This window comes from Ruminococcus sp. RTP21484sp1_RTP21277st1_D2_RTP21277_210401 (assembly GCF_040924225.1).
Classification (GTDB): Bacteria; Bacillota; Clostridia; order Lachnospirales; family Lachnospiraceae; genus Blautia_A; species Blautia_A faecis.
Genome location: NZ_JBCOMJ010000028.1, coordinates 19,573 through 41,235 on the forward strand (window position 1 = coordinate 19,573; position 21,663 = coordinate 41,235).

Genomic DNA, 21,663 nt, shown 5'->3' on the forward strand with positions numbered 1-21,663 from the left:
GTAAAAGTCAGAGATTGACCTTTACCCGATTCTTTATTTCCAGATATTCATGTCAGACAAGATAGACATGGTTATTTCAGTTGCGTTGCCTCCGGTAGCATCGCTGTCTGCACCAATGTTGGTAGCAAAAAAGTATGTATTATCTGCAGTTTCGATATAACCGATAAACCATCCGTTCACATCCTGGCCATCCACACGTCCGGTTCCGGTCTTTCCGTAGAATGTTCCGGCATCGGAAGAAGAAAGGCAGATGGAATCTTTTACTGCATTGATGTTTTCAGGAGCAAATCCAAAGTTGTTATTCTGCAGCTGGGTTAAAAGTTCGACTTGCTCTATTGGAGAAATTTTCAAGGAAGACTCCATCCAATAGGTGGAGAAATCACCACTTATATTTTCGTTTCCATATCCAATTTCCTGAATATAGTTGGAAATGTTAGCGGCTCCAAGCTGTTCGTCCACAGATTCAAAATACCAATTCACAGAGGAATTCATTGCTGACTGTAAGGTCTGGTCTGCATTCCATGCTTCAAATGGATAGGTTTCTCCATTCCATGCAATGAACGAATTTTCCGGTGTAATGATATCTTCTTCCAATCCGAACAGGGCATCGTATATCTTGTAGGTGGAGTTTGGTGCAACTCGCAGGGTGGCATGCTCCTTGTCGTGTATGCTCCATGCATCATTTTCCAAATCGTATAAAACAAAGCTGCCTTCGTATTCTCCGAAGTATGTGGAGAGGTCTACATAGGAAACATTCTCAGAAGAGGAATCCCATTGGTAGTGGCTTCCGTCTGCTGCGTATGTAGAAATAAAAGGTGCGAATCCAAGGAGAAGAACAGCAGTCAACATGAATGCAGTCATACCTTTTATTCTTTTCATAAATGTCGGCTTCTCATAAGAGGCAATGTTGATAATTCTTCGTTTCATCTGCTCCATGTTTCCACCAAGGCCGGCGGCAAACGGAAAAGGAGTAAGTGAAACCTTCTCTGCAAAGTTAATCAGTGTATTACCATAATCTTCGTAAGCATCCTCTTCAAGCATTTTCAAAACGGAAGTGTCACAGGCAACCTCTCTGTCATTACGCATTTCTTTCAGTGCATACCAGACAAGAGGATTGAACCAATATATTACCCCGGCAAGATTCATCAGATAACTGGCAACAGCATCTTTGTGCTTATAGTGCTGCAGTTCGTGCAACAGCATATACCGCATATCGGATTCGTTGTAATCAGAGATCAGATGAATCGGCAGATAAATACATGGTTTCAAAAGTCCCACAATAATCGGGGATTTCAAAAATGCAGTACTGTAAACAGGGATATTTCTGTGAATTCCCATTTCCTCCAAACATCGATGATATAGTCTGCGTACCTCCGGGTTCTGAAGGGGAAGTGCAGATTTCTCCAAATTGCGTAGGCGGAGTGAGGATTTGATTACTAATATAATCATTGCAAAAATGCCTACAGTCCATATCCCTAATAATATGTATCCAGCAATGGATGGTGTCTCGCTATTTACAGAAAGTGCGAAATCATTCATCCAGTCTGTATTTCCGGTCGGATGAATTCCCACAGCTTCCCCCATAGCGGTTGCGGTACCAGAAGCAGGAGAGCTTCTTAAGCTACCAAGCCACGAGAAGATTTGTGGAAATCCGATGAGACGGAACGGTATAAAGGGAACTGCCAGCAACCCAAGAAGCAGGAACCACAGATTATACTGCATCCGGCTGGACAGGTTGTTTTTGAATATCCGCTTGGCTATCAAAAGAATTCCGATGATACCGCTGATAAATACATTGCATATTAAAAAGCGTATCATAAAATTAGCCACGTTAATTTCCTCCTTTTTTTGACCTCTTGGAAAGAAGGGAACGGAGGGTGTCTATTTCTGTTTCAGACAGTCTGTCATTTTCTATATAGGCAGACAGCATGGCAGTGATATCCCCGTCATAGTATCGTTCCAGAAAAGAGTTGCTTTCCTGGCCGATGTATTCGCTTTCTTTCACGACTGGGGTATAAACAAACACTCGGCTCTGTTTTTCATAAGTTAGAACGCCTTTTGTTACGAGACGTTTGATTAAAGTCTGTATCGTCTTAGGACTCCAGCTTGTGGTCTGTAATAATTTATCTGTTATTTCATTGGTACTGATCGGCGCATGTTTCCATACGATTTTCATAACTTCAAATTCAGCTTCAGAAATCTGTGGTAAATCGTTCATTTTAAATCCCTCCTTAAATCTTACGGCTGTAATAAATATATTATAGACGTTATTTATGTGGTTGTCAATTTCAGAAAAAACATATTGACTTGAAATCTTACTTGTGTAATAATTGAAATATTACAAGAGTAAGATTTGGAGATGGCAACAAAAAGAAAAGAACCAGAATCACAACGGATTAGCTGGTTCCTTTACTCGTTTGAATTACCTCTTTTATGTATGAGTGCTAAGAGGTATTCAATTGCTGGAAGAATCTCGGCTGCCTCTTGCTCATCACATTCCTGTAGCATCAATAACAGTTTTTGTTTTTTCAACCCATCCGTAGCAGTGTCAGGGTGGAAAATCCGGTCTGCAGGAATGTGTAAATAAGCGATGATCTGGCACAATACTTCGAACTTGGGATTCCCACGGTCGTTTTCAATATTCAGTATTGTACGTTCATCACAACCTATTTGTTCAGCTAATGCTGCTTGAGATAGATGGGCTTCTTCTCTGGCAGCCCGAACTACCTTCGCAAGATTTTTTACATAGTCATGCATTACAATTCACCTCAGTGCTAGTTTACACTACAGGGTAAATATTATGAATTACAATAGAGTACAGGTATAAGATGAAACGAACTACACCATAAAAGGAGAAATCACATGGAAGCAAGGAAACAGCACAGAATACGATGTTTGTTGAAGTTACTGAAATTTGCTCATGGATAAAAACGCATTGATAGGTGTATCGCAATTCACGGAACGATAGAATTGCGATACACCTATTTTATATTTCAAGAGAAAACAAGAAGGAGGCTCATGATGAAAGAGATGGAAGCAAAGACAGAAAACAGATATGAGTACAGAAAACCACAGGAAAAGAGGAAACAGATGATAGCACCGGATTTATTTGAATTTGCATATGTACCGGATTGGTACGGACATTTAGCGGAACTGGAGAGATTGGCATTGCCGGAATCATGGAAGTTCCGAAAGCCGAGCCGGGAAACAAAGAATGCAGACACCCCCATTTTAGAACGTTACATACATACAATTTTTCGCAAGCAGGTTATTGACTTTAATTCAGAAAGTGATCCAAGAAAGGCAGACAGTATTTTTCATTTGGAAAACGAATGCGTCTGCTTCCATACTGGATTATACACACCTCAGTACAAGGGGATTTATGGTTATTTTGAAAGAAACAATTTTTCGGATTCTTTAAGAGATTGGTATTTTAGAGGTTTTTGTGATGAATTGTCTCCAAAGTTAAGATACATCGAGCCATTACCACAAAAGCCCGTCTATCATATGGCGCAGAGTGGCATTAACTTTAATCCAGAGTGGCCTATAAGAGTAAACGTAAATCACATATTGGGAGATGAAGAGAACCTGGAGCGTATTCCGGCTAAAATTCGGAAGGTGAAGAATTTGCCGCTATTGTTTGAAACAGCAGTAGAACTTGGAAGAAGGAAGTCGGTAATTGAACCGGGGCTTGTGGTCCCACAGGGATATCAGGGGAGAGTGCAGTATCTTCTTCCGGTTTATCTGACGAATATGCAGAAACCTGACCTTGCCATGACACTGACGGTTATGGATGGGTACTATTTGGGTAATACCTGTCTGACGTTGGAGATGGCATATTTGAATGCGAGAGTAGTTGCAAGGCCAATGGCTCCGTGGCTTACGGAACTCGTAAAATAGGAAAACAGTACATAGAAACATGGATTGAATGGAACACCCGACAAGATGCAATAGCTGAATTGCGCCTTGTCGGGTGTTTTTCGCTTAAAGGATGATGGACAGGCTTCCTCTCTGCTACTGAAAAAATCTCAAAAAGTTTTTTAAATAGGAAATGAACCTTCCTATTTAACTCTTATGATGATGCCACAAAGCAGAGGAAAGGAGGTGGGCAAGTGTTGAAAGCGAATGAACGTAGGCAGAAGATATTGGAAATTCTGTGTGTGCGCCGTCAGGAAACGATGGAAAATCTGGCACAGGAATTCAATGTTACAACTCGTACAATTCGGAATGATATTGAAGAATTGACACTTGCTCACCCGATTGAAACCGTGCGTGGCAGATATGGTGGAGGCGTCAGGGTTGCTGATGGCTATTATCTTGGACGTAAGTATTTAAAACCAGATCAGCAGGAACTGTTGAAGCGGCTTTCAGAAAATTTAACAGGCGAAGACCTCGCTACGATGAACAGCATCCTTTCCGAATTTGCTTTGACAAAAAGGGCAGAGAAATAAGTCCTGTCTGAAAGATGGAGGTGAAAAGATTTGGAAAGGGTGTTTATCTGCAGTCCGTTCCGGGGAGCGGAAGAGAAGAATGTGGAGCTTGCCAGAAAATATGCCAGATTTGCTTATGAAAAAGGCTGTCTTCCGGTAGTGCCTCATCTGTATTTTCCACAGTTCCTAAAGGAAAGTGATGTTCAGGAACGGATGGCAGGGATTCAGTTTGGACTTTCATTGTTGAAAGAGTGCCGGGAAGTATGGGTATTTGGAGAAATAATGAGTGAAGGCATGTGTATGGAGATTGCGGAAGCTGACCATGCAGGAATTCCCATCCGGTATTTCACAAAGCAAAACGGAGAATTTGTGGAAAGGAGCAGTTTATGAGCGAGGAATTGTTGAAAATTGCAGATGGTCTTTTGGCGGTTTCGGAAGGAGTCCGTGCCCTCGCAGGAAAGGCACATTCATGTAATTGTAGTAAAAATCAGGAAGAAGAACGAGGGCAGAAGGATGAAGAAAGCGGAAATGAGAAGAGTCAGGAGAAACAAGAGAATGCCGTTACCATTGAACAGGTCCGTGCGGTCATGGCATCCAAATCGCAGGATGGAAAAACGCAGCAGGTCAAAGCGCTGATTCAAAAGTATGGGGCAGATAAGCTATCCGGGGTACAGCCGGAGAAATATGCAGATTTGCTTCGTGATGCAAAGGCTCTTTAATGGGACAGCATGCGATATTATCCGCATCTGCCTCCAAACGATGGATGAACTGTACCCCATCTGCATTGTTGGAGAAGCAGTTTGCGGACGAGGAAAGTATCTACGCAGCGGAGGGAACTGCTGCCCATGCTCTTGCAGAGCATAAGCTGAAACGGTTTCTTAAGAAGCGTTCCAAACGTCCGGTATCTGATTATGACTGTGATGAGATGGAAGAATGCACAGATGATTATGTGTCCTTTGCAATGGAGCAGATTGAAAAGGCGAAACAGTCATGCAGTGATCCGGTAGTGATGATTGAGCAGAGACTGGACTTTTCCAGATGGGTGCCGGAAGGATTCGGTACCGGAGATTTGGTCATCGTAGCGGATGATACTTTATACATTGTGGATTTGAAGTACGGAAAAGGCATTGCTGTATCTGCAGAATGGAATCCACAGATGCTTTTATATTCTTTGGGAGCATTGGAACTGTTCGGTTCCCTTTATGACATTGAAAAGGTCAATATGACCATCCACCAGCCGAGACTGGAAAATGTCAGCACCTTTGAAATTACGGTTCATGACCTCATGGAATGGGCAGAGCAGGAGTTGATGCCGAAGGCAGAGATGGCAGCCAAAGGCGAAGGAGAGTTTGCAGTTGGAGATTGGTGTCGTTTCTGTAAAGCGAAAAATACCTGCCGTGCCAGAGCAGAAGAATATTTGAGATTGGCACAAATGGAGTTTAAGCCACCGGAACTTTTGTCAGAGGAAGAAATCGCAGAGGTTTTGAAGGTGGCGGATGAACTTGCCAAGTGGTCTGCAGATGTTTATGCCTATGCACAGGATGAAGCGATTACACACGGAAGGGTATGGAACGGATTCAAACTGGTAGAAGGCAGAAGTAACCGTAAATATGTCAACGAAGAGGAAGTGGCGGATGCTGCAAAAGCAGCCGGATATGAGGACATTTACAAGAAGTCTCTGATTGGTATCACGGAAATGGAGAAGCTGATGGGCAAAAAAGATTTTCAGAAGATACTGGGTAGTCTGGTGTATAAGCCGCAGGGCAAAATCACCTTGGTGCCGGAATCCGATAAGAGACCACCAATTCAAACAGAAACCGCTGAGGCGGATTTTAAGGAGGATGAATAAATGAGCAAGAATGAAACACCGACCAAAGTAATCGTACCGTGCAGATTTTCTTATCTGCATTGTTGGGAGCCGGAAGCAATCAATGGCGGCGAGCCGAAGTACAGCGTGTCTGCCATTATCCCGAAGTCAGATAAGGAAACCATTAAGAAGATTCAGGCAGCGGTGGAAGCTGCAAAGCAGGAATCTTTGTCAAAGTGGGGTGGCAAGATTCCACCGAATCTGAAGCTTCCTTTGCGTGATGGTGACATTGACCGACCGGAGGATGAGGCATATAAAGGCTGTTATTTCTTTAATGCCAACAGCAGACAGGCACCACAGGTGGTTGATAAGCAGGTACAGCCAATCCTGGATCAGACAGAAGTGTATTCCGGCTGTTACGGAAGAATCAGTGTAAACTTCTATGGCTACAACAGCAATGGCAACCGTGGTGTGGCAGCAGGACTTGGTAACATCCAGAAGTTGAAAGACGGAGAGGCACTCAGCAGCCGTACCAATGCAGAGGATGATTTTGAAGCAGTAGAGGATGAAGATTTCCTCGGCTAATGATAAGGGCGGTGTATGCCGCCCGTACATAGAGGAGTTGTTTTGATGAAAGAGACATGGACAGATATTCCCGGACTGGAAGGGAAATACAAGATCAGTAATATGGGGAGATACAAAAGGCTGTCCCGGTATATTCAGGGGAGAAGACTGCCGGAAGAGATTCTTCCTTTGAACCAGAGTCAGGTAAGGGAAGTTAAGGAAAGGCTTGGAAGAAAGGAACATGTGTATGATATTGCTGACAGCATGGGGATTTCCAGAAAGACCGTCAGCAAGATTAAATCGGGAAGGAGTTACGCATGGGCGAAGTAGGATATAAAACACTGGCAATTGACATAGAGACCTTTTCCGATGTGGACTTAATCAAATGCGGGGTATATGCCTATGCAGACAGTCCTGCATTTGAAATCCTGCTGTTTGCATACAGCTTTGATGATGAAGAAACAAAGATTATTGATTTGGCACAGGGCGAACAGCTGACGGAAGAAATAAAAAATGCCCTGTCTGATGTGGGAATTATTAAGACAGCGTTCAATGCTAATTTTGAGCGTACCTGTCTTTCAAAATATATGGGAGTCCGTTTATCTCCCGAATCGTGGGTTTGTACTGCAGTACAGTCGGCTATGCTTGCCCTTCCGCTTTCTTTGGAGGGTGTTGGGGCGGTTCTGGGGCTTTCTGAGCAAAAGCTGAAGGAAGGTAAGGACTTAATCCGCTATTTTTGTGTGCCTTGCAAACCGACCAAAACAAATGGTGGCAGGAGCAGGAACCTTCCATGCCATGCACCGGAAAAATGGGAACAGTTCAAGACGTACTGCATCCGTGACGTGGATGTGGAAAAAGGTATCCGGCAGAAACTGCATAAGTTTCCGATACCGGAATCTGAGATGGCATTTTACCGTTTGGATCAGGAAATTAATGACAGGGGAGTTTTAGTTGACAGGGAATTGGTAGAACAGTCGATTACCTGTGACCTGTTACATAAAGACATTGTGACGAACCGTGCCTATGAGGTAACGGGACTTGAAAATCCAAATTCTGTATCGCAGTTGAAAGGATGGCTTTCAGAACGTGGAGTGGAAATCGACAGCCTATCCAAAGGAGCAGTTGCGGAGTTGATTGAGGATGCGGATGGGGAAGTGCTGGAGGCTTTAAAACTCCGGCTTCTCATGGCGAAAACATCAGTAAAGAAGTATGAAGCGATTGAACGGTCAGTGTGTTCGGACGGAAGGGTACATGGACTGCTGCAGTTTTATGGGGCAAATCGTACCGGCCGGTGGGCAGGAAGACTGGTGCAGGTACAGAATCTTCCTCAGAATCATATCAGTGACTTGGAACTAGCACGTAGTCTTGTCAGAAGAGGGCAGTTCGAGGAATTGGAATTATTCTACGAATCCACACCAAATGTACTGTCTGAATTAATCCGTACTGCATTTATTCCAAAAGAGGGATGCAGGTTTATTGTTGCGGACTTTTCAGCTATTGAAGCGAGGGTGCTGGCATGGTTATCCGGGGAACAGTGGAGACTGGATGTATTTGCTACACACGGAAAAATATATGAGGCTTCGGCATCGGCCATGTTTGGTGTTCCGATGGAGGAAATTACAAAAGGATCTCCACTGCGACAAAAGGGAAAGATTGCGGAACTGGCTCTCGGATACGGAGGAGCAGTAGGGGCATTGACTTCAATGGGAGCCTTGGCAATGGGACTTAGTGAAGAGGAACTGCCGGGACTGGTATCTACATGGAGAAATGCAAATCCGCATATTACACAGTTTTGGTGGGATGTAGATGAAGCAGCCGTGAGGGCAGTCCGTGAAAGGAAAGAAACACAGGTCGGACTGATTCGTTTTCAGTATGCTTCCGGTATTTTGTTTGCCATGCTCCCGTCCGGAAGGAAACTTGCCTATGTGAAACCGAGAATGGGTGTCAACAAATATGGCAGGGATGGATTGACTTATGAAGGTGTGGGAGAAAACAAGAAATGGGAAAGGATGGATACTTACGGGCCAAAGCTGGTGGAGAATATCGTACAGGGTACTAGCCGGGATATTCTGGCAGAAGCCATGATGAGATTGAAGAAAGCGGGATTCTCCATTGTATTTCATGTACATGATGAAGCGGTGCTGGAAGTGCCGGAAGGAGAATCATCCGTGGAAGAGGTATGCAGGATTATGGCAGAGCAGCCTTCCTGGGTACACGGGCTTCCGCTTCGTGCTGATGGCTACGAGTGCCAATTTTATAAAAAGGATTAGGAGGGATTGCAGGATGAAACTGTATATTTCAACAGGAAATTCCCGAATGGAAAAGAAGTGGAATGGACAGGAGATGGAGTTTAGTGTGTTTTTGGAGCGTCTCTCTCATACTGTCCGTACCAGTGAAACGATGGAACAGTATCGGAAACTGAGCAAGGCAAAGCAGGATTCCATCAAGGATGTGGGTGGTTTTGTGCTTGGAAAGCTGAAGGGCGGTAGAAGAAAGAAAGCAAATGTATTATTCCGTTCTGGTCTGACATTGGATATGGACTATGCCACAGAGGATATTGCAGAGCAGATAGAGCTGTTTTTTGATTTTAGATGCCTAATCTACTCTACCCATAAACACACACCGGAGAAACCAAGACTTCGCTTAATCATCCCATTGTCAAGAACGGTATCGCCGGATGAATATGCAGCAGTGGCAAGAAAAGTGGCAGAGGATATTGGTATGGAGTTGTTTGATGATACAACCTACGAACCAAGCCGCCTCATGTATTGGCCTTCCACCTCTGCAGATGGAGAATTCTTTTTCCGTGATATTCCGGGAACATTTTTGAATCCGGATTCTGTATTGGAAAGATATGCAGATTGGAGGGATTCTTCTTCATGGCCTGTCAGCAGCAGACAAAAAGCAGTTGTCAGCAGGGAGATGAAGAAACAGGCTGATCCGTTGTCGAAGGAAGGAATCGTAGGTGCATTCTGCCGGACTTATTCGATAGAAGAGGCAATCCGTATATTTCTGCCGGATGTATATCAGGAAAGCATGATGCCGGAGCGATTTGATTATATTCCGGCAGATTCACAGGCAGGTGTGGTGATTTATGAAGGGAAGTTTGCGTATTCCCACCATGCCACTGATCCGGCTTGTGGGAAGCTGCTGAATGCGTTTGACATTGTCCGCATCCATAAGTTTGGGGAGCAGGATGATAAGGCTGAAGAAGGAACGGATGCAGGAAAGCTGCCATCCTTTAAGGCTATGAGTGACTTTGCGGTGTCGGATGAACAGGTAAAGAGGACACTGGCAAAGGAAAGGGAGAAGGCAGCAAGTGAGGAATTCGATACTGATACCGGGGAATGGCAGACCATGCTGGACTTGGATCGTCAGGGAAAAGTAAAAGACACACTTTCCAATATTGCAACGATTATTCGATTCGATGAGAATCTACAACCTATCGTATTTAATCAGCTGAAGAATGCACTGGATGTCATCGGGGAATTGCCGTGGGTACAGGTCAAAAAAGGATGGGGTGATGCAGATATTGCCTGTGCGAAGCTGTACTTTGAAAGGGTGTATGGGATTTGGTCACCTACCAAATTCAAAGATGCTCTGCTTGCAGTAGTGTCTTCCGAAAGACTTTATCATCCGGTCAAGGAGTATTTTTCCACGTTATCCTGGGATGGATGTAGCAGGATTGACAGTCTGCTGATTGACTATATGGGAGCAGAAAACACACCGTATGTCCGTGCAGTTACAAGAAAAACTCTGGTAGCGGCGGTAGCCCGTATTTATGAGCCGGGTATAAAGTTTGATTCCGTGTTGGTTTTAAACGGTCCGCAGGGGTGTGGTAAGTCTACGTTCTTTGCAAAACTGGGAAAAGAGTGGTATTCGGATTCCCTTACGATTTCTGATATGAAGGATGGAAAAACTGCTGCGGAGAAGCTTCAGGGGTATTGGCTTTTGGAATTGGGAGAGCTTGCGGGTATCAAAAAGGTAGATGTGGAAACCGTAAAATCTTTTGTTACCCGGACGGATGATAAATACAGGCAGTCATATGGAACAACGGTAGAGAGTCATCCGAGGGAATGTGTGATTGTGGGAAGTACAAACTCAGAAGGCGGCTTTCTGCGTGATGTTACCGGAAACAGACGCTTTTGGCCTGTGCATGTAACCGGAAAAGGGAAGCATCGTGGATGGGATTTAACTCCTGAGACGGTAGACCAGATTTGGGCAGAAGCGATTTCCATTTATAAAGATGGAGAAGAGTTGTATCTGAAAGGAAAGGAAGCTGCAGAGGCTTATGTGGCACAGCAGGAAGCAATGGAGTCTGATGAAAGAGAAGGCATTGTGGAGGATTACCTGGAGCGATTACTTCCGGCAGACTGGGACACAATGGATTTGTATCAGAGACGTTCTTATCTTGGTGGTGGAGAGTTTGAAGCAGAAGGAAGAACCGGAACGGTAGTCAGAGAGAGATTCTGTTTAATGGAAGTCTGGTGTGAATGCTTTGGGAAGGAGCGTCAGAATTTCCGAAAGACAGATTCTTATGAGTTAGAATCCATTATTCAAAAAATTGGTGGCTGGAAGAAGTATGAAGGGAATTCCTCCGGCAAAATGCGTATCCCCGGTTATGGTGTACAGAGGGTGTTTGTCAGAGTGAAAAAGGAAACCGCAGGAAACAAATGATGGGTTTCCGTGGGGGATTGGTAAGACGGTAGGCAACAGATGTTGGAAACAGCCATGAAGTCAGCAGGCAAAAGGGCTGTGTCGGTGCTGTTTCCAATGTTTCCACTTATATTTAATAAATGAAAATAAGTATAAGAGGACACGGATACACCCGTATATACGCATATGGGAGAATAGATGTTTTTGAAAGTGGAAACAGCAGAGGGAAACGGAGATGAGGTTTTGCGAGAATGTGTAATTGAAAAGGCTCTGGTAAAAGAGGCAAAGAGCAGGGGCGGCATGGCGGTAAAGTTCGTGTCTCCCGGTTTCGATGGGGTGCCTGACCGTCTCGTTCTGCTTCCTGGTGGGAAGTGTGCATTTGTGGAATTAAAGGCACCGGGAAAAAAGCTGCGACCGTTACAGGAAAAACGAAAACATCAGCTGGAAGCCTTGGGGTTTTCCGTATATGTGATAGATGGATTGGAACAGATCGGAGGTGTGCTGCATGGAATTCAGACCACATAAATATCAGGAATATGCCAGGGAGTTTATTATCGGGCATCCGGTATGTGCTTTGATTTTGGATATGGGACTTGGAAAGACAGTTATTACCCTTACTGCTTTGTGGGAACTGGCACTTGATTACTTTGAGGTAGGAAAGGTTCTGGTCATTGCACCATTCCGTGTGGCACGGGATACTTGGAAGGAAGAACTGGAAAAATGGGATCACTTGAAAGGACTGTCGGTGTCAGTGGTAGTCGGTTCTGAAAAAGAACGATTGGATGCTTTGGAAAAAAAGGCAAGCGTGTATGTAATCAACCGTGAAAATGTGGTGTGGCTTTGTGAGAAGCATCACTGGGATTTTGACATGATTGTGATTGATGAATTATCTTCTTTCAAATCTTATCAGGCGAAAAGGTTCAAAGCACTAAGACGATACCGGCCGAAGGCAATTCGTGTGGTTGGTCTGACCGGAACACCGGGAAATCTTATGGATTTATGGGCTGAGATTGGAATTCTTGATATGGGGCAGAGGCTTGGAAGATATATTGGAGCTTATCGTGACAGGTTCTTTCTGCCGGATAAGCGAAACAGGAATATCATTTATTCCTATAAACCGAGGGATGGTGCGGAAGAAGCAATCTACAATTTGATTTCTGATATCTGCATTTCCATGAAGGCCGAGGATTACCTTTCTATGCCGGAGTGCCTTTATCATCGGGTGGAGGTTCGGATGGATGAAAAAGAAGAGAAGCTGTACCGTCAGATGGAAAAGGATATGCTTCTGCCATTTGAAGATGGGGACGTGGATGCGGTCAATGCAGCTGCTCTTTCCGGGAAATTACTGCAGATGGCAAATGGAGCAGTCTATGATGAGAACCACAAAGTCCGCCATATCCACGATAAGAAACTGGATGCTTTGGAGGATTTAATCGAGGCAGCGAATGGAAAGCCTGTGTTAGTGGCTTACTGGTATCAGCATGATTTGGATAGAATTGTTGAACGGTTTAAAGCTGTTCCATTAAAAGCAGCAGGTGACATCCGCAAATGGAAAGAAGGAAAAATCCCGGTGGCAGCAATCCATCCGGCATCGGCAGGACATGGTCTGAACATACAGGACGGAGGCCACATTCTGATTTGGTTCGGACTTACCTGGTCTTTGGAACTGTATATGCAGTGCAATGCCAGACTGTGGAGACAGGGACAGAGGGAAACAGTAATGATTTACCATATCATCAACAAAGGAACATTGGACGAAGATGCCATGCGGTCATTGGAACAGAAGGACTGTGGGCAGTCGGCTATCATAGATGCAGTAAAGGCAAGGATTGGAGGTGTGAACGGTGCGAGCAGAAAGGATGATTAAGGAATATCCGAATTTGAAAAGGGAACTATCGGTGTTGGAATTTCAGTTAAGCCGATGTGAGGGAATTGATTATGACACCGTCATATCTTCCCTTACTTTCTCTAAGCCGGAAGGGGAAAGAGTACAGACAAGCGGTGTTTCGGATGTGACTGCAAGAGCAGCACTTGCATACCGTAAGGTGGCAGACAGGATGAGTGATGAATGGTTATCTTATCTTGCCGGACAGTACGGACAGATAAAAGAGGAACTGGATTTTTTTGAACATGCTGTACGTGGACTTTCCGGGAAATTACCGGAAATTGTATGGGATATGGCTGTGGAGCGTTTCACTTGGGAAGAACTGATGATGAAATATCATATCAGCCATACAATGGTGGCGAAATACCGGAAGAAAGCTATAAAGGAATTGGATGCGCTGTATGAGGAGAGGGACAGGCAGACGGAAAGTTTTATTTTGAGGTGAGGCAGTGAGACGAGGCGAGGTTTATTTTGTGGATTTTGGAAAAGACAAAACGACACATAAACAGTGTGGCATTCGGCCGGCAGTGATTGTGAGTAATAACCGGGGAAATGGTCATGGACCAACAGTAACGGTTGTTCCGCTTACAGGCAACATACATAAGAGACCTGAAATGCCAACCCATGTGCAGATACCGCTTTCAAGCTGTATTGGACTGAAAAGACCGAGCATGGCATTGGCTGAACAGGTCGATACTGTAGATAAGATAAAAGTAAAAGATAAAATCGGGGAAATACATGATAATCTTCTGATGGAGCAGATCACGGTTGCCCTTCAGATACAGATAGGGGTTTTTGAAGAATATAACTGATACCGGGTGGGATTGTGTGTCCCACCCTTAAATTATGCAACAGTTCGTTTCGTTAATCTTCATCTTTCATTTCTGGAATATGGCAGGAGCCAAGAAGCAGTTCTTTGCAGTCTGAAAAGCCGAGCATATAGGCAAGTTCTCCATAGCGTACCCAATTGGCACTGCGTTCATTGACATACTGGTCGATTAAACGCATCGTTTCTTCCGGCAGATTAAGAGATGCCAGTTTGGCAGCATATTCATCTGCTTTTTCTTTTGTCTGCATAAACGAAGTATCCTCTTTTGTAATCTTGTGCAATGCTTCTCCCATTCGGGTATCCATCAGTTGATAAAGTACGGATTTGTTATCCATGTAATCGCTCCTTTCACCATGAGGTCATATTAACTCTGAATTGGTAAGTTATCAACCATAAAGATAGCATTACCGAATATTTAAAAGTTACCCCCTTTTGCTGCTTTGGTGGTGTACTAAAGGTGTACTAAGTGTGTACCGTCCGGTGTACTGACATGGAGTATTTTTCGTGGTATATTGTAGGCGTGAAAGATTAGAGGTGGACTGAATCCTGTGTGGTTTGGTCTTTTTTTCTGTCTTTTACATTGGTATGGGTACGGGCTTTATCCTTTCACCGTACCCGGTACATAAGAAAGGAGCGTGGTGCTATGCCGAGGAAACCAAAGAAACCATGTAAGCATCCCGGCTGTCCGAAGCTGGTGGAGGGAATGTACTGTGAAGAACACGCTTTGCTGCATGGGCAGGAGCGAGGGGATTCAGCAGTGCGAGGGTATGACAGCAAGTGGAGAAAGGCAAGAGAAAGGTTTCTTAAATGCCATCCTCTTTGTGTTCAGTGTCAGAGGGAAGGAAGGCTTGTAAAAGCGACTGTGGTTGACCACATCAAACCGCATCGGGGTAATCCGATTTTGTTTTGGGATGAAAGGAACTGGCAGCCGCTTTGCAAGCACCACCATGATGTGAAGACAATGACCGAGGACAGGTATCAGGAATATAAATATTGATTGTGTATCATACACAAGGGTGGGGGTATCAAATCTCCACAATCCTGTGCAGGATTGACCGCCGCCCCCTCAAACGTGAATTTTCGCAGAATTAAGCAGGGGGGATAGTCTGGTGGTGTGATATTTTTCGCAGAATGTGTTTAAATGCAAGGGGAATCCGTCAGAGAGTTTCGATAAAAAGTATAGAAAAACCGTGTTTTTAATGGGTAAAAAGGCGCAAAAAGAGGTGCTTTTTTACCCATTTTTTATGCCCGTTTGAATGGAAGGATGTGAAAGGATATGACGGAGCAGCAGGCAAAGCAGATAAGGGAAATGAGGGAGCAGGGGATTGGTTACCGTTCCATTGCTCTTACAGTAGGGCTGTCCCGTGATATTGTGAGGAACTTCTGTAAAAGCAGAGGGCTTTCCGGTTATGGTTCGGCACTGACAAAAAACATACAGGAACAGGTCATGCTTGGGAAAGCGTGTCTGTACTGCGGTAAGGAAATGAAACAGCTGGATACCGGAAGACCAAAGAAGTTCTGCTCAGATAAATGCAGACGGGAATGGTGGAAAGGACACCCGGAACGAATCAACAGAAAAGAAAGTGCCATGTACCCTGCGGTGTGTGTGCGTTGCGGTAAAGAGTTCTTAAGCTACGGTAACAGGAAAAGGAAGTATTGCAGTCATGACTGCTACATTAAAGCAAGATTTTGGGAGGTAGAAGATGAAGACAGCGAAGCTATCAGTTCTGCCGATTAAGGACTTAAATCCGGCAGAGTACAATCCCCGTAAAAGATTAAAGCCGGGGGACAAGGAGTATGAAAAGATTAAGCATTCTATTGAAGAATTTGGATTTGCTGACCCTGTAGTGGTTAATTCCGATATGACAATTATCGGAGGTCACCAGAGGGTAACAGTAGCAGCTGCACTTGGTTATACGGAAGTACCGTGTGCGATTGTGGAAGTCAGCAAAACTCAGGAAAAGGCACTCAACATTGCGTTGAATAAGATTTCAGGCGAATGGAATCAGGAACTGTTGGCAGATTTGATTCAGGACTTGCAGGACTCGGATTTTGATGTCGGGTTTACAGGATTTGAACCGCCGGAGATTGAACAGCTTTTTTCAAAGGTACATGACAAAAAGGTAAAAGAAGATGATTTCAATGTAGAAGCAGAATTGAAAAAACCAACAGTGGCACAGACAGGTGATGTGTGGCTCCTGGGCAAACACCGTGTTATCTGTGGCGATTCTATTTTGCCGGAAACATACAACATCCTTATGGATGGAAGGAAAGCAAATCTGATTCTGACAGATCCACCGTACAATGTAGATGTGGAGGAGACTGCCGGAAAGATTAAGAATGACAATATGGCGGATGAAGATTTTTACAAATTCCTCTTTGCTGCCTTTGTGAATATGGAACAGAACATGGAGGACGATGCTTCTATCTATGTATTCCATGCGGATACCGAGGGATTGAATTTCAGAAAGGCGTTTGCGGATGCCGGGTTCAAATTATCGGGATGCTGTATTTGGAAAAAGAATGCACTGGTGCTTGGACGCAGTCCTTATCAGTGGCAGCATGAACCGTGTCTGTTCGGATGGAAGAAAGGCGGTAAGCATCAGTGGTATTCCGACAGGAAGCAGACCACCATTTGGGAATATGACCGTCCGAAGGCATCCAAAGACCATCCGACCATGAAGCCGATTGCTCTGATGGCATACCCGGTACAGAATTCTTCCATGATGGGATGTGTGGTTCTGGACCCGTTTCTTGGTTCCGGTTCGACACTTATGGCTTGTGAACAGACAGGGCGTATTTGCTATGGTGTGGAACTGGAAGAGAAATTTGTGGATGTCATCGTCAACCGCTATATGGAGATGAAAGGCTCTGCGGATGAAGTTTTTGTTATCAGAAATAATGTGAAAATTCCATATTGGGATTTAGGGAAGGAAGGTGAAGCCAATGCAACAGCTGACCTTCCTTGATTTATGTTCAGGCATAGGAGGTTTCAGACTTGGTCTGGAATCTGCCGGCCATAAGTGTATCGGTTATTGTGAATATGACAGATTTGCGAGGGCTTCCTATGAAGCAATGTACGACACGGAAGGAGAGTGGAAAGCAGATGATGTCACAAAACTTAAATCAGAAGATGTCCCCTATGCAGACATCTGGTGTTTCGGATTCCCATGCCAGGATATCTCCGTTGCAGGAAAACAGCGGGGACTTGTCGGAGAGCGAAGTGGGATATATTACAACATTATTGACCTCATCAAAGGCAAAGAAGAAAGTGATAAGCCCACATACCTTCTTGTTGAGAACGTTAAGAACCTGTTATCAATTAATTCAGGCTTCGACTTTGCCAGCGTTCTGTCTGAAATGGACGAAGCGGGGTATGACTGTCGGTGGCAGGTGCTTAATTCAAAAGACTTCGGAGTCCCCCAAAACAGGGAGCGTGTGTTCATTATCGCAAATCTTAGAAGCCGAGGTGGACGAGAAATATTACCTCTCTGCGGAGAAAACGCAGCAACTCTTAACCAACTTGTAGGTGGGATGCAGGGATACCGTGTATATGGCACGGATGGCATATCAGCTACCCTCGTTGGAAATGCTGGAGGTGTGGGCGCCAAGACAGGCTTGTATCTTATGGGTAATCTGAATCCGAGTGGTCACGGTCAGGGTGGAAATGTCTATCATGAAGACGGAATTGCACCAACGGTTACTGTAAACAAAGGCTGTGGCACGAGAATATTTATTGATCAGAGCAATCATGCTCCAAAGCTGACGGAAAATGCCAGATGCATAACTGCAAGGTATACTTCCGGGATGGTAAATCATACTGCAATGAATTCTGCAGTTATGGAAGTGCATCCGGTTCTGACACCAGAACGTATGGAGAAAAGGCAGAATGGCAGACGGATGAAAGAAGATGGAGAGCCGATGTTTACGCTTACCTCACAGGACAGACATGGTGTGTTTGTGTGTGAGAAAGTGCAGCAGAATGAGGAAACCATGCTTCGTGTCAGAAATGGTACAAAACAGGGGTATGACGAAGCACACGTTGGTGATGGTATCAGCCTTGCATATCCTGAGAGTGATACCAGAAGGGGAAGGGTTGGAAAAGGCTGTTCCCAGACATTAGATTGCTCCGGGCAAATGGGGACTCTTATGAAGTGCGGAAGAATCCGCAGGCTCACTCCGAGAGAGTGTTTCCGTCTGCAAGGTTTCCCGGATGTTTTATTTGATAAAGCAGCATCTGTTAATTCGGATGCACAGCTTTACAAACAGGCAGGGAATGCGGTGACCGCTACTGTGGCATTTGCGGTGGCAATGTCACTGCCGGAATCACGGGAAAATTAGTGAATAAATAACTTGCTATTTCCTCCATTCAGAGTGATATATGTAGTACCAAATTGAATGGAGGAAAAGCAAATGAAGGTAAAAACAACAGCAGAAAACAGAAAAGACGTTGTGAAAGCGATGGAGGAAATCCTTAATGTAAAAGCAAAATATCAGGGACCACCATCTTTTGGATACAAGGTCGGGGAGTATACAGTGGATCGTGATGGCAACGTGGAACACGAATCCGAGGAGGCAGCACTTACCATGCAGAATGAATTAGTAGCGAGAGGTTTTGCTGAAGGCGAAACAGACAGACTTAACATTGGGATTCCGATAGAGGGATTCACAGCAGAGGGTATTAAAAACCTCATTTACATGATTCACAGCAAACAGTACCTTTTGGAAAAAGCAGTTGGAAAAGAGGTATTCAGAATTTCCGATAAGCTGGTAGAGAGACTGGATGCGGAAGAAAACATACCGCTTGAGCAAGTGATACAGATTGCGGAAGAAGAAAGTATAGAGGGGCTTGCCTTTGGGGAGGACAGAATATTTTTCTGCGGATTTCTGCTGAACGAGGATGAAGCGAGAGCCTATGCTGAATTGGCAGCTTGTATGGCAAAGACGGCAAAGGAAGCAAAGCGAGTAAGTCCAAAGGCTACCATCGAAGAAAATGAAAAATATTACATGAGAGTCTGGCTTGTCAGAATTGGTCTTGGAGGTAAGGACGGAAAGGACACGAGGAAGGTATTTCTTTCCAGACTGAAAGGGCATACCGCATTCCGAACCGAGGAAGATAAGGAAAAATGGAAAGAACGAAACAGTAAGAAATCCACCGAACCTGCTGAATAGCAGAGGGGTGGATTTTGCCATAAAATACACAATTTCATATGGATATGAGCAGTAAATATTTGTGTACATTATGCCTCCGAATTAACTGGATAATATGTGCTTTTAGAGCGAATATGTACCTACCGAAAGGGAAAACAAACAGCCGAAAGGAAGGTACATAGAATGAACGAAAAAACAAGAATCCAAATTGAGGAAATGAAAAAACAGACCATTGGGGTTGAGGTGGAGATGTACAACATCACAAGGGAAAAGGCAGCGAGAACGATTGCAGAGTATTTTCATACCGAAGGAACGGTAAAGTACATTGGAGGAAGCTACAGCGCATGGGCATGCAAGGACAATAAGGGAAGAGAATGGAAAATCACAAGAGATTCAAGCATTCAGGCAGCTTCCGATGACGAGAAGGCAGAACTTGGAACACCGATTCTTACCTACGAGGACATTCCAGATTTGCAGGAGATTTTAAGACAGCTGAGACATAAGGGAGCAAAAAGCGACCCTGCCCATATGTGCGGAGTACACATTCACATCGGACTGAATGGCCACACTCCAAAGAGCCTCAGAAACCTTGCGAACATCATGGCAAGCCACGAAAGCCTTTTGATTTCCGCAATGAGACTTGACCGAAACCGAATCAACAGATACTGTAGAACGGTTGACCCTTCCTTCCTTGAAAGGCTGAACAGAAGAAAGCCAAAGACAATGGAACAGCTTGCAGACATTTGGTACGAAGGAGTATGGGGCAGCAGAAATCAGCATTACAACGATTCAAGATACAGAATGCTGAATTACCACGCTTGCTTCACACATAAAACCATCGAGTTCAGATGCTTCCAATTTGCCAACGCTGGCAACGGAAGAAAGGGCGGTTTACACGCAGGAGAACTTAAGAGTTACATACAGCTTTGCCTCGCACTCAGCCAGATGGCGAAAACGGTAGCGAGTGCCAGCCCGAAACAGCCACAGGTTGAAAATCCAAAATACGCAATGAGAACATGGCTTTTGAGACTCGGCTTCATCGGAGATGAATTTGCAACAGCAAGAGACATCCTTACCAAAAACCTTGAAGGGGATACAGCCTTCAGACACGGCAGAGCAGCTTGAAGGATTCAGCTTTGAGGCCACCGACCGCTTCGGCGGTCTTAAGGTGGTAGAAGGGAAGAACCCTTCAGAAAGGATGGACGAATATGAATAAATATTATTTAGCCTATGGCAGCAACCTGTCAATGGCACAAATGGCACAGAGATGTCCCGATGCAGTATATGTGGGGACAGCAGAACTTAAGGATTATCAGCTTCTTTTCAAAGGAAGCCAGTCAGGAAGTTATCTGACGGTTGAGCCAAAGAAGGGAAGTACGGTTCCGGTTTTGGTTTGGCGGATTAGTGAAAGGGATGAACATTACCTCGACCGCTACGAAGGTTGCCCATCATTTTATTACAAGAAAATGATGAGGGTGGAAATACAACCCTTTATTGGCGAGAAGGTAAACGGTGGAACGGAAGCAATTATTTATATCATGCATGAGGACAGACCGCTCGGATGCCCGACAAAGCATTATTATGATGTTTGCCTTGAGGGGTACTGCCGATTTGGATTTAAACAGACGGTTCTTGAACAGGCTCTTTACGACAGCGTTGGAAAAAGAGTCGGACAGCATTTACTGAAGGAGGTCGGATATTATTATGAGTAGCATGAGATTTCCAAGCAGAGAAGAAGTGGAGAAGGTGCGGAATGAGTATCCTAAAGGATGCCGTGTGGTTCTTGAGCGGATGGATGATATGCAAGCACCGCCAATTGGAACGGAAGGAACAGTAAGGGGTGTGGATGACACAGGTTCCATAATGGTTAAATGGGATAACGGAGCAGTCTTCATGTAGTTTATGGGGAAGACCGATGCAGAAAAATTTAGGAGGCAGATATGGAGCAGATAACAACCATTTGCTACGGGAAAAAGGATACATGGCAGTCAAGGGAGGAGGCACAAGCCTTCTTCCTGAAAGCGATGGCAGGTTCGGAAGGAAGCGAGCAGGAGAGATGTGCCACCATATATACACAGCTTTGTCTGGGAATGACTGAGTGCAGGGATGAGGTGGACTGATGACAGAAAAAATAAAAGAGCAGATACTTGCTGTCAGGGCTACGGGGCGGACCAATATGTTTGACACCAATATGGTTCAGGTAATTGCAAACGAGATGAAGTTTTATGAACTTGTGATTTTCATTGAGGAACACAAGGGAGATTATGCAAAATTCATACTAACAGGCGAGTGTTAATATAACCAATTTATACAGCAAAGGATTCCTACGGGAGTCCTTTTT

General features: G+C 44.6%; 27 protein-coding genes. 23 read left to right on the top strand and 4 right to left on the bottom strand.

What is annotated here, in order from left to right; translation table 11 throughout:
• Nucleotides 1-33: 33 nt before the first annotated feature.
• From AB5706_RS16890 to AB5706_RS16900, 3 genes are all read right to left on the bottom strand, one after another.
• Nucleotides 34-1,830 carry a BlaR1 family beta-lactam sensor/signal transducer gene (locus AB5706_RS16890; protein WP_158420907.1) on the bottom strand — a complete coding sequence of 599 codons (1,797 nt, stop codon included), beginning with the start codon at nt 1,828-1,830 and terminating at the stop codon, nt 34-36.
• Between the two features lies 1 nt (nt 1,831).
• The gene (locus tag AB5706_RS16895; protein WP_155176880.1) at nt 1,832-2,218 is read right to left on the bottom strand and encodes a BlaI/MecI/CopY family transcriptional regulator; all 387 of its coding nucleotides are present in this window, start codon (nt 2,216-2,218) and stop codon (nt 1,832-1,834) included.
• A 191-nt stretch (nt 2,219-2,409) separates the two neighbouring features.
• Nucleotides 2,410-2,757 (bottom strand): helix-turn-helix transcriptional regulator, encoded by a 348-nt coding sequence (locus AB5706_RS16900; RefSeq protein ID WP_004059104.1) that lies wholly within the window; start codon nt 2,755-2,757, stop codon nt 2,410-2,412.
• A 261-nt stretch (nt 2,758-3,018) separates the two neighbouring features.
• On the opposite strand from AB5706_RS16900, the gene AB5706_RS16905 reads away from it, so the two are divergent.
• The 13 genes from AB5706_RS16905 to AB5706_RS16965 all read left to right on the top strand — a co-directional run bounded on the left by AB5706_RS16905 (nt 3,019) and on the right by AB5706_RS16965 (nt 14,154).
• On the top strand, nt 3,019-3,900 hold the full coding sequence (locus AB5706_RS16905) for a DUF3825 domain-containing protein (RefSeq protein WP_244092970.1): 882 nt from the start codon (nt 3,019-3,021) through the stop codon (nt 3,898-3,900).
• A 212-nt stretch (nt 3,901-4,112) separates the two neighbouring features.
• Nucleotides 4,113-4,451 carry an HTH domain-containing protein gene (locus tag AB5706_RS16910; RefSeq protein WP_330382883.1) on the top strand — a complete coding sequence of 113 codons (339 nt, stop codon included), beginning with the start codon at nt 4,113-4,115 and terminating at the stop codon, nt 4,449-4,451.
• A 39-nt stretch (nt 4,452-4,490) separates the two neighbouring features.
• Nucleotides 4,491-4,820 (top strand): DUF7768 domain-containing protein, encoded by a 330-nt coding sequence (locus AB5706_RS16915; protein ID WP_262582695.1) that lies wholly within the window; start codon nt 4,491-4,493, stop codon nt 4,818-4,820.
• Nucleotides 4,817-5,149, top strand: a complete 333-nt coding sequence (locus AB5706_RS16920) for a hypothetical protein (RefSeq protein ID WP_021869633.1) — start codon at nt 4,817-4,819, stop codon at nt 5,147-5,149. The genes AB5706_RS16915 and AB5706_RS16920 overlap by 4 nt, the downstream gene beginning before the upstream one ends.
• Nucleotides 5,149-6,279, top strand: a complete 1,131-nt coding sequence (locus AB5706_RS16925; protein ID WP_021869632.1) for a DUF2800 domain-containing protein — start codon at nt 5,149-5,151, stop codon at nt 6,277-6,279. Before AB5706_RS16920 ends, AB5706_RS16925 begins: the two co-directional genes overlap by 1 nt.
• Entirely contained in the window at nt 6,280-6,822 is a 543-nt protein-coding gene (locus tag AB5706_RS16930) for a DUF2815 family protein (protein WP_021869631.1), read from the top strand.
• 45 nt (nt 6,823-6,867) lie between these two features.
• Nucleotides 6,868-7,131, top strand: coding sequence for an NUMOD4 domain-containing protein (locus AB5706_RS16935; protein ID WP_155176882.1), 264 nt, complete (start codon nt 6,868-6,870; stop codon nt 7,129-7,131).
• Entirely contained in the window at nt 7,119-9,071 is a 1,953-nt protein-coding gene (locus AB5706_RS16940) for a DNA polymerase (RefSeq protein WP_173727929.1), read from the top strand. Before AB5706_RS16935 ends, AB5706_RS16940 begins: the two co-directional genes overlap by 13 nt.
• 13 nt (nt 9,072-9,084) lie before the next feature.
• A complete protein-coding gene (locus AB5706_RS16945; protein WP_021869628.1) occupies nt 9,085-11,478 on the top strand; it encodes a virulence-associated E family protein in 2,394 nt (797 codons plus the stop codon).
• A gap of 222 nt (nt 11,479-11,700) precedes the next feature.
• The gene (locus AB5706_RS16950) at nt 11,701-11,982 is read left to right on the top strand and encodes a VRR-NUC domain-containing protein (protein WP_155176913.1); all 282 of its coding nucleotides are present in this window, start codon (nt 11,701-11,703) and stop codon (nt 11,980-11,982) included.
• Nucleotides 11,963-13,324: an SNF2-related protein gene (locus tag AB5706_RS16955; RefSeq protein ID WP_021869626.1), complete on the top strand. Its 1,362-nt coding sequence runs from the start codon at nt 11,963-11,965 to the stop codon at nt 13,322-13,324. The genes AB5706_RS16950 and AB5706_RS16955 overlap by 20 nt, the downstream gene beginning before the upstream one ends.
• Complete coding sequence (locus AB5706_RS16960) at nt 13,317-13,787, top strand: hypothetical protein (protein ID WP_044929751.1); 471 nt, start codon at nt 13,317-13,319, stop codon at nt 13,785-13,787. Before AB5706_RS16955 ends, AB5706_RS16960 begins: the two co-directional genes overlap by 8 nt.
• A 4-nt stretch (nt 13,788-13,791) precedes the next feature.
• On the top strand, nt 13,792-14,154 hold the full coding sequence (locus tag AB5706_RS16965) for a type II toxin-antitoxin system PemK/MazF family toxin (protein ID WP_021869624.1): 363 nt from the start codon (nt 13,792-13,794) through the stop codon (nt 14,152-14,154).
• Nucleotides 14,155-14,206: 52 nt separating this feature from the next.
• Here the strand turns inward: AB5706_RS16965 and AB5706_RS16970 are convergent, their stop codons facing one another.
• The gene (locus AB5706_RS16970; protein ID WP_021869623.1) at nt 14,207-14,506 is read right to left on the bottom strand and encodes a hypothetical protein; all 300 of its coding nucleotides are present in this window, start codon (nt 14,504-14,506) and stop codon (nt 14,207-14,209) included.
• A gap of 308 nt (nt 14,507-14,814) precedes the next feature.
• Between AB5706_RS16970 and AB5706_RS16975 the strand changes: the two genes are divergently transcribed.
• The 10 genes from AB5706_RS16975 (at nt 14,815) to AB5706_RS17020 (ending at nt 21,618) form a co-directional block, all read left to right on the top strand.
• Entirely contained in the window at nt 14,815-15,168 is a 354-nt protein-coding gene (locus AB5706_RS16975; RefSeq protein ID WP_021869622.1) for an HNH endonuclease, read from the top strand.
• A gap of 279 nt (nt 15,169-15,447) precedes the next feature.
• Nucleotides 15,448-15,909: a helix-turn-helix domain-containing protein gene (locus tag AB5706_RS16980; RefSeq protein WP_021869621.1), complete on the top strand. Its 462-nt coding sequence runs from the start codon at nt 15,448-15,450 to the stop codon at nt 15,907-15,909.
• Complete coding sequence (locus AB5706_RS16985) at nt 15,875-17,140, top strand: site-specific DNA-methyltransferase (protein ID WP_173727931.1); 1,266 nt, start codon at nt 15,875-15,877, stop codon at nt 17,138-17,140. Before AB5706_RS16980 ends, AB5706_RS16985 begins: the two co-directional genes overlap by 35 nt.
• Nucleotides 17,118-18,512, top strand: coding sequence for a DNA cytosine methyltransferase (dcm, locus tag AB5706_RS16990; RefSeq protein WP_021869619.1), 1,395 nt, complete (start codon nt 17,118-17,120; stop codon nt 18,510-18,512). Before AB5706_RS16985 ends, dcm begins: the two co-directional genes overlap by 23 nt.
• 72 nt (nt 18,513-18,584) lie before the next feature.
• Entirely contained in the window at nt 18,585-19,343 is a 759-nt protein-coding gene (locus AB5706_RS16995; protein WP_173727933.1) for a phage terminase small subunit P27 family, read from the top strand.
• Nucleotides 19,344-19,505: 162 nt separating this feature from the next.
• A complete protein-coding gene (locus tag AB5706_RS17000; protein ID WP_009320868.1) occupies nt 19,506-20,447 on the top strand; it encodes an amidoligase family protein in 942 nt (313 codons plus the stop codon).
• An 83-nt stretch (nt 20,448-20,530) separates the two neighbouring features.
• A complete protein-coding gene (locus AB5706_RS17005) occupies nt 20,531-21,034 on the top strand; it encodes a gamma-glutamylcyclotransferase family protein (protein ID WP_173727935.1) in 504 nt (167 codons plus the stop codon).
• Nucleotides 21,027-21,221 (top strand): DUF4314 domain-containing protein, encoded by a 195-nt coding sequence (locus tag AB5706_RS17010; protein WP_330603116.1) that lies wholly within the window; start codon nt 21,027-21,029, stop codon nt 21,219-21,221. The genes AB5706_RS17005 and AB5706_RS17010 overlap by 8 nt, the downstream gene beginning before the upstream one ends.
• Nucleotides 21,222-21,262: 41 nt before the next feature.
• On the top strand, nt 21,263-21,442 hold the full coding sequence (locus tag AB5706_RS17015; protein ID WP_021869616.1) for a hypothetical protein: 180 nt from the start codon (nt 21,263-21,265) through the stop codon (nt 21,440-21,442).
• Complete coding sequence (locus AB5706_RS17020) at nt 21,442-21,618, top strand: DUF5049 domain-containing protein (RefSeq protein WP_021869615.1); 177 nt, start codon at nt 21,442-21,444, stop codon at nt 21,616-21,618. The genes AB5706_RS17015 and AB5706_RS17020 overlap by 1 nt, the downstream gene beginning before the upstream one ends.
• Nucleotides 21,619-21,663: the final 45 nt, after the last annotated feature.

What these genes read in the sequence shown, in the direction of transcription:
- AB5706_RS16895 (WP_155176880.1), bottom strand. Translation starts at nt 2,218, where the DNA reads ATGAACGATTTACCACAGATTTCTGAAGCTGAATTTGAAGTTATGAAA.
- AB5706_RS16900 (WP_004059104.1), bottom strand. Translation starts at nt 2,757, where the DNA reads ATGCATGACTATGTAAAAAATCTTGCGAAGGTAGTTCGGGCTGCCAGA.
- AB5706_RS16905 (WP_244092970.1), top strand. Translation starts at nt 3,019, where the DNA reads ATGATGAAAGAGATGGAAGCAAAGACAGAAAACAGATATGAGTACAGA.
- AB5706_RS16920 (WP_021869633.1), top strand. Translation starts at nt 4,817, where the DNA reads ATGAGCGAGGAATTGTTGAAAATTGCAGATGGTCTTTTGGCGGTTTCG.
- AB5706_RS16925 (WP_021869632.1), top strand. Translation starts at nt 5,149, where the DNA reads ATGGGACAGCATGCGATATTATCCGCATCTGCCTCCAAACGATGGATG.
- AB5706_RS16930 (WP_021869631.1), top strand. Translation starts at nt 6,280, where the DNA reads ATGAGCAAGAATGAAACACCGACCAAAGTAATCGTACCGTGCAGATTT.
- AB5706_RS16935 (WP_155176882.1), top strand. Translation starts at nt 6,868, where the DNA reads ATGAAAGAGACATGGACAGATATTCCCGGACTGGAAGGGAAATACAAG.
- AB5706_RS16940 (WP_173727929.1), top strand. Translation starts at nt 7,119, where the DNA reads ATGGGCGAAGTAGGATATAAAACACTGGCAATTGACATAGAGACCTTT.
- AB5706_RS16945 (WP_021869628.1), top strand. Translation starts at nt 9,085, where the DNA reads ATGAAACTGTATATTTCAACAGGAAATTCCCGAATGGAAAAGAAGTGG.
- AB5706_RS16955 (WP_021869626.1), top strand. Translation starts at nt 11,963, where the DNA reads ATGGAATTCAGACCACATAAATATCAGGAATATGCCAGGGAGTTTATT.
- AB5706_RS16960 (WP_044929751.1), top strand. Translation starts at nt 13,317, where the DNA reads ATGATTAAGGAATATCCGAATTTGAAAAGGGAACTATCGGTGTTGGAA.
- AB5706_RS16970 (WP_021869623.1), bottom strand. Translation starts at nt 14,506, where the DNA reads ATGGATAACAAATCCGTACTTTATCAACTGATGGATACCCGAATGGGA.
- AB5706_RS16975 (WP_021869622.1), top strand. Translation starts at nt 14,815, where the DNA reads ATGCCGAGGAAACCAAAGAAACCATGTAAGCATCCCGGCTGTCCGAAG.
- AB5706_RS16980 (WP_021869621.1), top strand. Translation starts at nt 15,448, where the DNA reads ATGACGGAGCAGCAGGCAAAGCAGATAAGGGAAATGAGGGAGCAGGGG.
- AB5706_RS16985 (WP_173727931.1), top strand. Translation starts at nt 15,875, where the DNA reads ATGAAGACAGCGAAGCTATCAGTTCTGCCGATTAAGGACTTAAATCCG.
- dcm (WP_021869619.1), top strand. Translation starts at nt 17,118, where the DNA reads ATGCAACAGCTGACCTTCCTTGATTTATGTTCAGGCATAGGAGGTTTC.
- AB5706_RS16995 (WP_173727933.1), top strand. Translation starts at nt 18,585, where the DNA reads ATGAAGGTAAAAACAACAGCAGAAAACAGAAAAGACGTTGTGAAAGCG.
- AB5706_RS17000 (WP_009320868.1), top strand. Translation starts at nt 19,506, where the DNA reads ATGAACGAAAAAACAAGAATCCAAATTGAGGAAATGAAAAAACAGACC.
- AB5706_RS17005 (WP_173727935.1), top strand. Translation starts at nt 20,531, where the DNA reads ATGAATAAATATTATTTAGCCTATGGCAGCAACCTGTCAATGGCACAA.
- AB5706_RS17010 (WP_330603116.1), top strand. Translation starts at nt 21,027, where the DNA reads ATGAGTAGCATGAGATTTCCAAGCAGAGAAGAAGTGGAGAAGGTGCGG.
- AB5706_RS17015 (WP_021869616.1), top strand. Translation starts at nt 21,263, where the DNA reads ATGGAGCAGATAACAACCATTTGCTACGGGAAAAAGGATACATGGCAG.
- AB5706_RS17020 (WP_021869615.1), top strand. Translation starts at nt 21,442, where the DNA reads ATGACAGAAAAAATAAAAGAGCAGATACTTGCTGTCAGGGCTACGGGG.